This is a genomic window from Runella sp. R5_40 (assembly GCF_057652295.1).
Genome location: NZ_JBYFCH010000046.1, coordinates 1 through 14,831, shown reverse-complemented (window position 1 = coordinate 14,831; position 14,831 = coordinate 1). Strand labels below are relative to the sequence as shown.

The 14,831-nt window shown below is 48.2% G+C and carries 3 protein-coding genes; all 3 read left to right on the top strand.

Annotated elements, in window-relative coordinates; genetic code table 11:
• Nucleotides 1-178: 178 nt before the first annotated feature.
• The 3 genes from AC23N5_RS31080 to AC23N5_RS31070 all read left to right on the top strand — a co-directional run bounded on the left by AC23N5_RS31080 (nt 179) and on the right by AC23N5_RS31070 (nt 14,553).
• Nucleotides 179-6,877 (top strand): choice-of-anchor Q domain-containing protein, encoded by a 6,699-nt coding sequence (locus AC23N5_RS31080; protein WP_487758514.1) that lies wholly within the window; start codon nt 179-181, stop codon nt 6,875-6,877.
• A gap of 44 nt (nt 6,878-6,921) precedes the next feature.
• Nucleotides 6,922-12,597, top strand: coding sequence for an HYR domain-containing protein (locus AC23N5_RS31075; protein ID WP_487758513.1), 5,676 nt, complete (start codon nt 6,922-6,924; stop codon nt 12,595-12,597).
• A gap of 159 nt (nt 12,598-12,756) precedes the next feature.
• On the top strand, nt 12,757-14,553 hold the full coding sequence (locus tag AC23N5_RS31070; RefSeq protein ID WP_487758512.1) for a helix-turn-helix transcriptional regulator: 1,797 nt from the start codon (nt 12,757-12,759) through the stop codon (nt 14,551-14,553).
• The last annotated feature ends 278 nt before the right edge of the window (nt 14,554-14,831 follow it).

The window sequence follows — 14,831 nt, the reverse complement described above, 5'->3', positions numbered from 1 at the left end:
GTGATTTCGATGTTTCGGGGGGAGCTCCGTTACGTGGATGGCCACACGCGCACGCTGAACCTGAACTGCTGCCTGCATTTCAACGCCCAAAAACGCATTGACCGATGGTATTGTTACTACGAGCACCATCCGATGATTCCTACTTTGACAACACTTGAAACAATTACTCTTTAAACTTATGAATACTCGAAGATTACCCTACTCACTATTTCGCCTTGGACTTGTATGTTTTTGGTTGACTGTTTTGCTATTTCGGCAAACTACCTTTGCTAAAACGTATACAGCACCTTGCAACAGTATTTTCTACGTCAAGGCCAATGCTACGGGCGCCAACAATGGTAGCTCATGGGCGGATGCTTATACCTCGTTGCAAGATGCGTTGGCGGTGACCTGTTCAGGCGCCCAAATTTGGGTAGCGGCGGGGACGTATAAACCTACCGCTGACCCTTCTGGTAATACATCGCCAGCCGACCCTCGTACCAAGACCTTTGTAATGAAAAATGGGGTGGCGATTTATGGAGGTTTTCCCAATTCGGGTACGCCTGTAATGGCAAATAGAAACGTACTGGCCAATCCTACGATTTTGAGTGGGGATATTGGCAACTTAGGCGTGGATACCGACAATAGCTACCGAGTAATCAATAATACGTTTACGTCGGGTTCGCCATTGGATAATACCGCCATTTTGGATGGAGTTATTGTTGAAAAAGGCTATGCCGATGGCAATTTTCCATTGTCTCTCGGCGGTGGAATGTGGAATACTTATGCTTCACCCAAGATTCAAAATTGCGTGTTTCGTAACAACTACGCAGCGGCAGGTGGAGGAATGTTCAATGATAATTCTTCATCAATGGTGGCGGGTTGTTTATTTTTTAATAACACAGGTACAGTGGCAGGGGCAGGTATTTCTAATGGCGGGGGGACAGCACTGGTTAAGATACTAAACTGCACTTTTTACGGTAATACAGGTTCGGTGACTATTGCCAACGGGCCAGAGACTTCCATTATTAACAGTATTATTTGGGGGAATAGCGGAGGAATTTCTAATGGATTAGTGAGCTACTCAATTGTGCAGGGCGGTTTCTTTGGTATGAATAATACCAATGTTGATCCGCGTTTTGTGAATGCAGCAGGAGGTGATTTTCGTTTGCAACAATACTCGCCAGCCATAGATGCTGGAATTGACACAGATGCCCCAACCACAGATTTGGCGGGTAACGTTCGGCCTTTTAATGCCACGGGAATAAGTAAACCCGATATTGGGGCGTATGAATATAATCAATCAACGTATGATTTTTGTGCAACTTATACCAACGTGACGGGCGAAGTGTTTAGCTTATCTACCCCTGTTCATAACCGATATGCTAATGGGGCGGTTTGGAGGGCATGCGGACTGTCTAAAGTGAGGATTACGGCAAAAGGGGCGAGAGGGGGGAATAATGGAAGTAGCGGTGCGGTAATGATAGGCGACTTTATTATAATGTCTGGCCAGGTATTAGAGTCGATGGCGGGTGCTCTAGGGGGGGATGGTACGAAAGGCGGTGGGGGCGGCGGATCTGGTACACGTATTCAAGGCGGGTTGCCTCTGATTATTGCAGGTGGTGGTGGTGGCGATAATTATGGGGGGATAGGCGTTGTAACAACGGGCAATGGCGGTGGTGGTAATTGGTTGATTTATGGCGGCGGCGGTGGCGGTGGTCTTTATGGGAATGGCTTTGGTGGGATATTGGGCGGTGGTGCAGGCTTTAATGCAATTGGGGGTTATGCTTACGACGGGTATGGCGCTGGTGGTGGTGGGTATGGCGCTGGTGGTAGTGGTAGTGGCCTTGAAGATAAAGATTACAGTGGTGGTGGCGGAGGACAGACGGGGGGGGATGCCTACGATTCAGGACGACGTGGTGGATCATCGTATAACCTCGGTTCTAATCAGAACAACACCGCAGGTGCTAATAACGCTAGTGGCCAAGTTATTATTGAGTACCTCGGAACAGCCACGGTATCAGCTACCGTTACGCCGACCGAACTCACGTGTACGTCGCCCACGCAGGGTAGCATAAGCATAGACCTCACGGGGGATTTGAATGGTAATACCTCAGGTGGGGTAGAGTACGCCATCGTATCTGGCAATAGCTTTACTGGGACGCCCACTTTTGCCGCCATTACAGCCGACCCATTCAATGTGACTTCTGGGACGGGTACCATGACGGGCACATATACGGTACGGATTCGTTTGAAATACAATCCTGATATTTTTGTAGATAGAAATTATAGCATCGGCCCCCGCCCTTGCAATTGTACCTTCTACGTTAAAGAAAACGCATCGGGTGCCAACAATGGTAGCTCATGGGCGGATGCTTATACTTCGTTGCAAGATGCGTTGGCGGTGGCCTGTTCAGGTGCCCAAATTTGGGTAGCGGCGGGGACGTATAAACCCGACCAAGGTATAGGTTATACACCGGGTAACCGCAGCCATTCTTTTTCGATGAAGAGTGGAGTGTCCATTTACGGAGGTTTCAGTGGTACAGAGACGCAGTTTTCACAACGCAATTGGCTGACGAACGTGACAACGCTGAGCGGCGATATTGGAATGTCGGGGAGTAATGGAGACAACAGTTATAGTGTAATCAGTAATGATGGAACCAATTCTGTCGTAATTGATGGGTTTACGGTAACGCAGGCAAATGCTACTCCTCCGACGGGAAATGGCCTAGGTGGAGGTATTTATAATTCTAGTTCATCTCCCATCATTAGAAATTGCATTTTTTCCAATAACACTGGGAATTATATAAATGCAGGGATATTTAATTATGATGGTGGGACTCCAACGATTATCAATTGCCTTTTTATCAACAATGTCGGGAATGTATATTCCTCTGGCGTGACTAATTTGGAGGGTAGTGTGAATATAACAAATTGTACGTTTTATGGCAATCATACTGCTATTATAAATCAGGGAGGGGAGCTATTATCAGTTAGAAATTGCATTCTCTGGGGGAATAATAACTCATTTAATATAATAAGTGCTGCTACTACCTCAACTGTTGCTAATTCTATCATCCAGGGAGGCTGGGTTGGTACGGGCAATCTTAACACGGCCCCCCTCTTCGTCAACGCCGCGAGCGGCGACTTCCGTCTCCAGCCTTGCTCACCCGCCATCAATGCGGGCGATCCTTCCACTACCTCGGCAACGGTGGGAAATGTGGATTTGGGAGGAAATTCACGATTTTATAACAACGAAAGGATAGACATGGGTGCGTACGAGTACCAATCTACCCCACCTGCGGCAATTACTCCGACAGTGAGCAGTTCTAATCCTACCACTTGCGGAGGTGTTGAAGGTAGCATTACGTTGAGCGGCTTTTTGGCCAATACCATTTATTCGGTTACGTACAAAAAGAACAATGTGGCGATTTCGGCGGCTAATTTTACTTCCAACGGCAGTGGAGTGATTACCTTGACGGGCTTAGGGGCGGGAAATTATACGGATATTGTGGCTACGTACGGAGTTTGCGTTAGCAATGCGGTGACGGCAACCCTTGAAGACCCTGCCAAACCAAGCCTGACGTTAGGAACCATTCCTGCTATCTGCGCTGGCGCCACGACTTTTTCGATTCCATACAACAATCCCACGGATTCACCCAATAAATATACCATTACGGGAATGGGCATCACCACGGTGAGCGACGGTGATTTGACGAATCCTATCACGGTGCAGTTGGGCGGCTCTGCTTCGGGGAGTTTGATTTCATTTACGCTTACGGTGAAAAATTCAACGACTACGTGTGTGTCAAACAGTATTCAAGGCAGTGTGACAGTTGACCCCGTGAGCGCAGGCGGCAGCATTGCTGGCTCGGCCACGGTCTGTTCGGGGACAAATAGCACCACATTGACTTTATCGGGTCAGGTGGGTGCAATCCAAAAATGGCAATCGTCGTTGAGTTCAGATTTTAGCGGAGCGGTAGATATTGCTAATACGACGACGGAGTTGACAGCGAGCAACTTAACGCAAACGACCTATTACCGCGCTATTGTAAAAAACGGGGTTTGTTCGGAAGCGATTTCATCTTCGGCGACGGTAACGGTTGACCCTGTGAGCGCAGGCGGCAGCATTGCTGGCTCGGCCACGGTCTGTTCGGGGACAAATAGCACCACATTGACTTTATCGGGCCAAGTAGGTACAATCCAAAAATGGCAGTCGTCGTTGAGTTCAGATTTCAGCGGCGCGGTGGATATTACCAATACGACGACGGAGTTGACAGCAAGCAACTTAACGCAAACGACCTATTACCGCGCCGTGATAAAAAGTGGGGTATGTTCGCAAGCGAATTCAACTTCGGCGACGGTAACGGTTGACCCCGTGAGCGTGGGTGGCAGCATTTCAGGTTCAGCGACGGTGTGTTCGGGGGTAAATAGTACGGTGTTGACTTTATCGGGTCACGTGGGTACAATCCAAAAATGGCAATCGTCGTTGAGTTCAGATTTTAGCGGGGCGGTGGATATTGCCAACACGACGACGGAATTGATAGCGAGCAACTTAACGCAAACGACCTATTACCGAGCGGTGCTCAAGAGCGGGGTATGTTCGCAAACGAACTCAACTTCGGCGACGGTAACGGTTGACCCCGTGAGCGTGGGCGGCAGCATTGCTGGTTCGGCGACGGTGTGTTCTGGGACGAATAGCACGGTGTTGACTTTATCAGGCCAGGTAGGTACAATCCAAAAATGGCAATCGTCGTTGAGTTCAGATTTTAGCGGCGCGGTGGATATTGCCAATACAACGACGGAATTGATAGCGAGCAATTTAACGCAAACGACCTATTACCGAGCTATTGTAAAAAGTGGGGTATGTTCGCAAGCCATTTCGATGACGGCGAGGATACAAGTTCAAATGAAACCAACCATCACATTAACAACTTTACAACAAACGCTCAGCGAAGGCAACGCTCAAACCTTCTGCGACACGGATGCGAATCCAGTGAACGGGTTACAGTTTACGGTTTCGGGTTTGTGTGTGGTGGGCAATCCCGTTTGGCGGGTACAAGTGGGAAGTGGAGCGTGGAGCGAGTGGATGACCAATGCCCCAGTTTCCCAATTGTCTAATAACCAATCCCACCGCTACCAAGCGGCTTGTGATGCGAGTTGTGCTGTGACGTACACGAGTCCGATTGAGTTGACGATTAATTACCGCGCATCGACGCCACAAAATGTATCGTTGGTTGCCGACGGGGCGAGTGTCAATGCGGGAGAAACCAAAGAAGTATGTAATATCGAAGGCAATGCGCTAACGTTCAACGCGACTTGTGGAGCTGGAGAAATGCTACTTTATTCAGTCGATGGGGGTGAATATAGCAGCACCCTTCCAACGCAGTTGGTGGATGGCCAGTACCATAATTACCGCGTACGTTGCCGCAAGTCGGACGGTACGGTGTCGTGCGTAGAATCGGAATCGGGGGTGATGCGTTTGCGAATCGTGAGCAGTTCATTGGCGGCACCCGTGGCGAGTTTGAATGTGACAAGTGGTTGCGGCAGCCCCGTGTCGTTTAGTGGCACGGCCAATTGCGGAGCGCTGACAACGGTTTGGTACAATGCCGTTACGAATTTGGCTTTGCCAAGTTTGCCGAATCAAACGCCTACGGAGACGAGTTCATATTACGCCCGATGCCAAGCGGGAGGGGGTTGTTTGAGCGAAAAGAGTAACGTGGTGACTTATACAGTGATACCTCTTGGGGTCGCGCCTGCGGTGACCGTTTCGCAAGAGATAGTATGTACGGGCACGACGGTGAGAATCTCGGCCAACTGCCCCGCAGGCAGTCAAACGTTCTGGAACACTGGGGTAACGGCCTCAAGTTTTGAGGTATCGTTCAGCAACGTGACCAAGCAGAGTTACTGGGCAAAGTGTCTTTTTGAGGGCGGTTGTCAAAGTGCGGAAAGCGTTCGCAAAGATGTTTACTGGAACGCGTTTGTGGTGACGTTAATCAACATTGGTGAATCTAAATCGGCAGTGAAGGTAAACAACCGTTCGGCATGGACAAGCCAATTCATCACCCGTGATGGCGGCCCCGAATTGGAACAAAGTACGCAAATAAACCCAACTTTGTATTACGTAGAAAATACCAACAAAATGGCACCTCGTTACTGGACCATCAACGTGGATGCCTGTGCGTTGGGGACAAACGGCTCATTGACGTTTGACATGTTGGCGACGCCCGAAATGGGTGTGCTTCGTTCGTTCAACACGCACGAGAACAACGCGCCTTACTTTATGTACGCCAACCGCGAAGGCTGGACAGAATTGTACGCGCAAAACCACCCCGCCTACGGTTTTTACCAAGACAACGGCGCAGGCGCTAACGTATATGACGCAGGTTTACCGAAGGGTTTGTATAAACTAGGGATTCGTTACTGGGATCAAAAAGGTTGGGGCAGCATTTATCCTTCGACGCGGAAAGCACAAGGCAACGTGTTGGCCTATCAAGAGTATTGGTTCAGAATCCAGTCGAAAGACGGGGTAGGTGTGGGAGCAGCGAGAGAAGGGGCAAATGGCAAGGAGCAAGAGGCAAAAAGCAAGTGGCAAGGAGCAAATGGGCAAGGGTCGGATAACGGACAACCGATAACTGAGAACGGCGCCTTCGCCATGGTTCTCCCCAACCCCGTCACGCATACGCTTCGCTTGAAAGTGCAAGATAGCAAGGGGCAACTAGTGCAGACTACCTTGAGCGATGCCGCAGGGCGTGACGTTTTAAGTCGCCAATTTGTGCCCGAGACCAACACCCACCAAGAAGAGTTTGGGGTGAGTGCGTTACCGACGGGGATGTATTTCTTGAAGGTCAGTACGGCCGAGAAACAAGCGACGTTGAAGGTGGTGAAGGTAGAGTAGAAGTCAAAAATAGCTAAAAAAAGTAGCGAACAGTAATTTGTAATATGAAAAACATCGTCTTGATTTTTGTAATTTGGGTTAGTATAATAAATGTTTGCCGTGCGACTACTTTTACGGTAAGCAATACCAACGACACTGGAGTAGGCTCTTTGCGGCAGGCCATCTTTGATGCCAATGCGGACGGAAGCGCAACGGCGGCGAGCCCCCACCAGATTAATTTTACCGTGCCTAATGGCTCAACCATTACGGTAATTAGCCCATTTTTGGTGATTACCAACCATGTTAGTATCAATGGTTTAGGGGTGAATAATCTGACAATTAGTGGCGGGGGTATTTCTCGCATTTTTTGGATACAAAATGGAACGATAACGATTCAAAATCTGACGCTGGCGAACGGCTATGCCAAAGGTGGCAATGGTGATGGTGGTGGAATGGGGGCAGGTGGTGCCATTTTTATGCACGAGGGAAGAGAAGGAGGGAGTGGAAGTATTAATTTGAGGTTGATCAATGTTAACCTTATCAACAATAAGGCTCAGGGGGGGGATTACGCAGATCTGCTTGGTGGCGGCGGTATGGGAGGGAATGGTGGAAGAAACATGACCAATATTAATGGTGGTGGCGGTGGTGTACTTGGTAATGGTAGTATAGCGGGTGGCAGTGTAACAGACGCGAGTGGGAGTACGCCTGGTTCGAACGGGGGAGTGCCTATTTTTGGCAATGGTGGTCGGGTTATTACATTGGGTATTGCTGGTTTTGGTGGCGGAGGAGGTAGTGGTGTTGACAATGTTGCTGGTTTTGGTGGCGGAGGAGGTAGTGGTGTTGACAATGTTGCTGGTTTTGGTGGTGGTGGTGGTAATGGTGTTAACAATGTTGCTGGTTTTGGTGGTGGTGGTGGTGCTCTGGCTCTTGCTGGCTTTGGTGGTGGTAATAATAACGGAGGTGGAATGGGGGCAGGTGGAGCTATTTTTGTAACCAGTGGTCGGTTGAATCTAATGAGCGTTAGTTTTAATAATAATGCCGCTACCCGAGGTAACAATGGTGCTAAGGGGTATGGCGGAGCACTTTTTGTTTTCAACAAAGCAGATAACGGGGGGAATGCTGCTCCAGGTTCAACCAATGATCCATTCGTTAGTATGTGCAATGTGACTTTTAGTGGCAACTCTGCGGATGATGATAATGGGAGCAGGAACATAAACGATGACAACATTTACGCAAGTAATATGGCCAGTTTGAGCCTAGGACTTAACGGAACTGGAACTATTACCAGTAACGTAACGACCGTCTGTGCAGGAGAAAGCATTCAGCTTAGTTTTACGTCTTCTTCGGGTATTGCTCCTTTTGATATTGTGGTCAATGGCGTTACTTACAATGATGTTCCAAGCGGTAGTGTATTTGCTACCTTGACCGAAGGTACTGATTTTACGGGCACGACTAGCTTTAACCTCACCCAAATCACGGATGCTACTGGTTGTGTCATTAGCGGTTTGGCTCAAACTACCACAGTGAATGTCAATACGGTAGATGCAGGTAGTGTCGGAGGAAGTCAAGAGGTTTGTGTTGGAGTAGATCCACAAGCGTTTACCTCCGTAACCGCAGGAACTGGAACGGGCACCATTACCTACCGTTGGGAGCAAAGCACCACTAATTGTAACGGTGTTTTTACTCCAATACCGAACACCAATAGCGTAACGTACGATCCTGCTAGTCCCACCCAAACGACTCACTACCGTCGGGTGACAATTTCCACCTTAAATGGGGTTGTGTGTGAAAAGAGTAGCAATTGTGTGGATGTTACACCCGACATCGTGCCGCCGAGCGTCACCTGTCCTGCTACTCAAACGCTGGCACTAGGGACGAACTGCTCAGCCATTTTACCAGCCTACACAAGTTTGGCAGTTGCTTCGGACAATTGTGGGATAAAAAGTGTGATACAATCACCACCAGTAGGAACTGTTATCTCGGGGGCTAGTACTGTGATAATTAGGGTAACAGACAATAGGAACAATAGTGCTTCTTGTTCTTTTACAGTGGTGGTAGTGGACAATACGCCTCCCAACGTTACTTGTCCAAGTACTCAAACATTGTCATTGGATGCCAACTGCTCCGCTACTTTACCTGATTATAGTAGTTTGGTAACTCGCTCTGACAATTGTGGGATAAAAAGTGTGACACAATCGCCAGCAGCAGGAACAATAGTATCTGGTGCGGGCAACATGACTGTTACCATCACAGTAACAGATAACAGCGATAATGTGAGTACCTGTACTTTTACGGTAAATACAACGGATGTTACCCCGCCAAGTCTTAGCTGTCCAGCTACCCAAACGCTAGGGTTGGGGGCAAACTGTTCAGCTATTCTGCCAGACTACAGGAATTTGGCGACAGCCTCCGACTTTTGTGGGATGCAAGGGGTGGTTCAAAGCCCGTCGGCGGGAACAACTGTTTCGGGTGTTGGCACAATGACCGTCACAATCAGGGCCACTGATATTAATGGTAACTTTACTGACTGCACTTTTACGGTGAATGTAGTAGATAATACCGCCCCAACGATTACATGTCCCGCCAATATTACGGTGAATAACACAATGGGTCAGTGCGGGGCGGCAGTAACGTACATGGCTCCAGTAGGCAGTGACAATTGTTCAGGAGCGATGACTACGCAAATCGCAGGTTTAGCTTCGGGGGCGACGTTCCCTTTGGGAGTAACGACAAACACGTTTCGAGTGACGGATGCCAATAACCAAACGGCGGAGTGCTCGTTTACGGTGACAGTGGTTGATGCCGAAGCGCCCAAGATTACGTGTCCCGCCAATATTACGGTGAATAACACAACAGGTCAGTGCGGGGCAGTAGTGACCTATACGGCTCCATTGGGCAGTGACAATTGTTCAGGCGCTGTGACGACTCAGATTGCAGGCTTGGCTTCGGGTGCTACCTTCCCTGTGGGAGTAACGACAAATACGTTTCGAGTAACGGATGGGAATAACCAAACGGCAGAGTGTTCGTTTACGGTGACGGTGGTTGATGCGGAAGCGCCTAAAATTACATGTCCCGCTAATATTTCGGTGAATAACACCGCAGGCCAGTGCGGGGCAGTAGTGACCTATACGGCTCCATTGGGCAGTGACAATTGTTCAGGCGCTGTGACGACTCAGATATCAGGCTTAGCTTCGGGGGCTACCTTCCCCGTGGGAGTAACGACAAATACGTTTCGAGTAACGGATGCCAATAACCAAACGGCGGAGTGCTCGTTTACGGTGACGGTGGTCGATGCCGAAGCGCCTAAGATTACGTGTCCCGCCAATATTACGGTGAATAACACAACGGGTCAGTGCGGGGCGGTAGTAACGTACATGGCTCCAGTAGGCAGTGACAATTGTTCAGGCGCTGTGACGACTCAGATTGCAGGTTTAGCTTCGGGGGCGACGTTCCCCGTGGGAGTAACGACAAATACGTTTCGAGTAACGGATGCCAATAACCAAACGGCGGAGTGCTCGTTTACGGTGACAGTGGTTGATGCCGAAGCGCCCAAGATTACGTGTCCCGCCAATATTGTAGTTTATGAGGGTACGCTTGTGACGTACGTTGCCCCCGTTGGCACAGATAATTGTGCAGGTGCTGTAACGACCCAGACGTCAGGTTTGGGAACTGGTGTGCAGTATCCCGTAGGAGTGACGACGAATACCTTCAAAGTGACAGCGGCGAATGGTCAGACGACGGAGTGTTCGTTTACGGTGACAGTGATAAGCAAACCCACGATTACGTTGACGACGTTGCAACAAACGTTTTCCGAAGGCAACTCTCAAGTTTTATGCGATACGGATGCAAATCCAGTGAACAGTTTACAATTCAACATTACGAGCGGATGCGTAGTAAGTACGCCCGTATGGCGGGTACAAGTGGGCAGTGGTTTGTGGAGTGACTGGTCATCCAATGCTCCCGTTTCCCAGTTGTCCAACAACCAACCCCACCGTTACCAAGCGGCTTGTGATGCGAACCGTCCTGTGACGTACACGAGTCCGATTGAGTTGACGATAAATTACCGCGCCTCGATGCCACAAAATGTATCGTTGGTTGCAGACGGGGTGAGTGTCAATGCGGGAGAGACGAAAGAGGTATGTAATATCGAAGGCAATGCGCTAACGTTCAACGCGACTTGTGGAGCGGGAGAAATGTTACTTTATTCAGTTGATGGTGGCGAGTACAGTAGTGTTGTGCCAACGCAGTTGGTGGATGGTCAGTACCATAATTACCGCGTACGCTGCCGCAAGTCGGACGGTACGGTTTCGTGCGTGGAAACGGAATCAGGGGTGATGCGTTTGCGAATCGTGAGCAGTTCGTTGGCGGCACCCGTGGCGAGTTTGAACGTGACGAGTGGTTGCGGTAGCCCCGCGCCGTTTAGTGGCACGGCCAACTGCGGAACGCTGACGACGGTTTGGTACAATGCCGTTACGAATTTGGCTTTGCCAAGTTTGCCCAATCAAACGCCTACGGAGACGACTTCATATTATGCCCGATGCCAAGCGGGAGGGGGTTGTTTGAGTGAAAAGAGTAACGTAGTGACTTATACAGTGATACCCGTTGGGGTAGCTCCTGCGGTGACCGTTTCGCAAGACATTGTCTGTACAGGCACAACGGTGAGAATTTCGGCGAATTGCCCCGCAGGAAGTCAAACGTTTTGGAATACGGGGGTAACTGCACCAAGTTTTGAGGTAGCTTTCAGCAATGTGACGAAGCAGAGTTACTGGGCAAAGTGCCTTTTTGAAGGTGGTTGCCAAAGTGCGGAAAGTGTTCGCAAGGATGTGTATTGGAATGCGTTTGTGGTGACGTTGATCAACATTGGTGAATCTAAATCGGCAGTGAAGGTAAACGACCGTTCGGCGTGGTCGAGTCAATTCATCACGCGCGACGGCGGCCCTGAATTGGAACAAAGCACGCAAGTAAACCCAACATTATATTATGTAGAAAATGCCAATAAAATGGCACCTCGTTACTGGACTATCAACGTAGAAGCGTGTGGATTAAATACCGACGGTTCACTGACGTTTGACATGTTGGCGACGCCTGAAATGGGCGTGCTTCGCTCGTTCAACACGCACGAGAACAACGCGCCGTATTTCATGTACGCCAACCGCGAAGGCTGGACGGAGTTGTATGCCCAAAACCATCCCGCTTACGGCTTTTACCAAGACAACGGTGCAGGCGGTAACGTTTACGATGCAGGTTTACCGAAGGGTTTGTATAAACTAGGGATTCGCTACTGGGATCAAAAAGGTTGGGGCAGCATTTATCCTTCGACGCGGAAAGCACAAGGAAACGTGTTGGCCTACCAAGAATATTGGTTCAGAATCCAGTCGAAAGACGGGGTTGGCGTGGGAGCAGAGAGAGAAGGGGCAAATGGCAAGGAGCAAGTGGCAAAGGGCAAGTGGCAATGGGCGGATAACAGACAACAGCTAACCGATAACGGCGCCTTCGCCACGGTTCTCCCCAACCCTGTTACGCATACGCTTAGCTTGAACGTGCAAGATAGCAAAGGGCAAGTGGTGGAAACTTCGTTGAGCGATGCGGCAGGCCGTGAAATTTTGCGCCGCCTGTTTGTGCCTGAAACCAACACCCACCAAGAAGAGTTTGGGGTGAGTGCGTTACCGACGGGGATGTATTTCTTGAAGGTTTCGACGGCTGACCAGCAAGCGACGCTGAAGGTGGTAAAGGTAGAGTAGAATTAGAGAATTATATACCAAAAGTCCTGCGAGCGTAAAGCTTCAGGACTTTTTTTGTTTGTTTTTTGTCTCTAAATTTACCCTCTCAATGAAACTGACTAAACTCCTACTCTAACTTCAAGTACAAATCCACGTTGGTAAATGTACCTAATAAAATGTATGATTTGGTGTAAACACAAACAGTACTTTTTTACCGCTTTTTTGCTGCTTTTTTTACTCATTAATGAGTGCATTGGGCAAGATTTACATCATCCCGAAGCGTACAGTTCTAGCTACGACATCGCCTATCAATACCCTTATCCTAAGCGTTGGACGATGATTGATTCCATTCGTTCAAATTTATTTACCCACTTAAAAAGCAAAGAAGGGTATTTGTTTAGGGTGGCTGTAGCGGAGTTAGCGGCCAAACGGCACAAGGATGACAAAGCGCTGCTGATTGCGGAGTTGGCCAAAATGGATTACCTCCAACGAAGTAGCAAAGTGGATTTACGAACGTTTGAAGACTGGTACAAAAGTAGCCTAGAAGAGGCGGATAAATTGGATTTTTCGGAAATCAAATCAGCCTTTACTTTTTTGTACGCAGTTAATTTGAGCCTTAATTACCAACAAGATGTGCAATCATTGTATTTTCTCAACAAGGCGGTTGACTACAGCAGTGCATTGGGAGAAGGGATGTCCACCCAAAAAGGGCTGTTATTGAGTGGAGTAACGCGGATATTTTATCAATTTGATGATTTTGCCAGTGCCGTTAAGTATGGTAAAGAAGTAGAAAAATACGACATCAACCAAGTGGAGAAGTTTTTGACCTTGGACATTGTGGGAGTGTCGTACTTAAAACTTAAAAACTACGACTCTGCGCAGATTTACGTGGATAAATCGCTGCAAATGTTCCATCGGGACTTTGTCAACAAAGACGATAAAAAAGTGTGGTATGGAATATTGATGGGGAATAAGGCGCATGTGCTGAAAGGGCTAGGAAATTTGACAAGTGCCATCCAACATTATAAAATTGGAATCGAAGAAACTAGTAAGCACAACTTGTTGGATAATACCTGTCGGTTTGCGATTGGCCTGGCGGACTTGTATCTATCCCAAAACAACATGGCAGAGGCTGGTAAACTCCTTCCACTAGCCCAAAAAGCTACCTACAGCCAAGGCAACGAGTCGGATCATCTGCAATTACACCAGTTACTAAGCAAGTATTACAAGGTGGTTGGGGATATGTCGTTGGTAGTGCTTCACAAAGACTCAATTAACTATTGGACGGAGGTGTTGGAAAAACGCAGGGGGAAAAATGTGCAAATTCAGGCCGATTTGAAGCTAGAAACGGAGCGCAGACAGCATGCCGAAATGACGCTTGATGAAAATATCCGCCAGCAAAAACTCAACCGAATCATTACGATTGTGATTATTCTGTTGGTAACGGGCATAGCTTTTGTCGGGATACATCGACAACGCTTGTTGATGAAGGTGAGGGAAAAAGAGTTGAAAATTCAGCAACAAGAGGCAGAAAAACAACTGATGCTTGAACAAGAAAAAGCCAAACGCGAGCAGATGTTGGCGCAGCTAAAGCTGGAAGAGTTTACGAACATCATCGTGGCGAAAAACAAGCAAATCGAAATGTTGGAGGCCGAAAACGAACGGGGAAGTAATGACGCAAGTATTCGGCAATTGCAAAGTAATTCGCTACTTACCGATGAGCAATGGAGTAGTTTTAAGCTGCTTTTTGAAGAAGTGCACACGGGTTATTTGTCACGTTTGAAAGAAAAAGTCCCGAGCATCTCACCCGCCGAAATCCGCTTTATGGCCTTGGCCAAACTAAAACTGGATTCCAAGGAAATGGCCTCATCGCTGGGCGTGTCTCCGAATGCGGTTCGTAACGTATGGTTTAGGCTTAGGAAGAAAATAGACCTGCCCGAAGAGGTGACGTGGAATGATTTTTCGGATACTATTTAGGGTTAAAATGAGCTTGCTCTATCGTTGAAAGTACCTCCTTATTTCTACAAGCAAAAATGCCTTCAAGTCACTTGAAGGCATTTTTGCTTGTAGAAATAGTCTGATTATTAGGAGCTTGTAATTTGTGATGTTTTTGTGATGCGACAATTTTGGTAAACAGGGTAGTGTTCGCTAATCTTACCAATAAAAAATACCCTACTCATTTTTCAACCCATTTACCAAGTAAGTTATGAAACAAACTCTTCAACTTTTTTTATTGATGTTGTGCGGGGTGCTTT

Bases quoted from the DNA above. Each gene is read 5' to 3' on its own strand.
- AC23N5_RS31080 (WP_487758514.1), top strand. From the start codon at position 179: ATGAATACTCGAAGATTACCCTACTCACTATTTCGCCTTGGACTTGTA.
- AC23N5_RS31070 (WP_487758512.1), top strand. From the start codon at position 12,757: ATGATTTGGTGTAAACACAAACAGTACTTTTTTACCGCTTTTTTGCTG.
- AC23N5_RS31075 (WP_487758513.1), top strand. From the start codon at position 6,922: ATGAAAAACATCGTCTTGATTTTTGTAATTTGGGTTAGTATAATAAAT.